Source organism: Methylobacterium sp. J-092 (assembly GCF_022829325.1).
Classification (GTDB): Bacteria; Pseudomonadota; Alphaproteobacteria; order Rhizobiales; family Beijerinckiaceae; genus Methylobacterium.
In genome coordinates this window covers 1-791 of sequence record NZ_JAKSXU010000113.1, presented here as the reverse complement: position 1 = coordinate 791, position 791 = coordinate 1, and the positions used below count along the sequence as shown (strand labels likewise).

Below are 791 nucleotides of genomic sequence, written 5' to 3'. Positions count from 1 at the left end.
GCGCTGCCGCCGGTGCTCGAGATCGCGTCCGGGGACACGGTCACCCTCCATTCCTTCCCCGCCGGCGGACGCGAGTCGCTGCATCCCGATCCCGCGCGGGTCTCGGCCGAGCACCTCGCGGTGCTCGATCAATGCGTCCCCGGCCCCGGGCCGCACTTCGTCACCGGGCCGGTCCATGTCCGCGGTGCCGAGCCGGGCGACGTGCTGCAGGTCGAGATCCTGGATCAGGCGTTCCGCCAGGATTGGGGCTTCGTCTCGATCCTGCCCCTGCTCGGGACCTTGCCCGACGAGTTCACCGAGTACGAGACCATCCACCCCGACATCGACGTCGCGCGCGGCGTCTGCGTGCTGCCCTGGGGCACCGAGCTGCCGCTCGACCCGTTCTTCGGCATCCTCGGCACGGCGCCGCCCGCCGCCTGGGGCCGCGTCGGCACCGCGGTGCCGCGCGGCTTCGGCGGCAACATGGACAACAAGGAGCTGAAGGTCGGCTCGACCCTCTACCTGCCGGTCTACAACCCGGGCGCCGGCTTCTACGCCGGCGACGGCCACGGCGTGCAGGGCGACGGCGAGGTCTGCATCACGGCGCTGGAGACCGGCCTCACCGGCACCTTCCGCCTGACCGTGCGCAAGGACCTCGGCTACGAGTGGCCGTTCGCCGAGACGCCCACCGACCTGATGACGATCGGCCTGCACGAGAGCCTCGACGAGGCGATGCGGCAGGCGGTGCGCGAGATGGTGCGCCACGTCTGCGCCCGCACCGGGCTGACCCGCAACCAGGCCTACATGCTGTG

The 791-nt window shown here is 71.9% G+C and carries 1 protein-coding gene; it reads left to right on the top strand.

Features of this window, described 5'->3' with window-relative positions; translation table 11 throughout:
- Positions 1 to 791, top strand: a 791-nt coding sequence (locus MKK60_RS13120; protein WP_243986393.1) for an acetamidase/formamidase family protein, incomplete at both ends; no start/stop codon positions are given.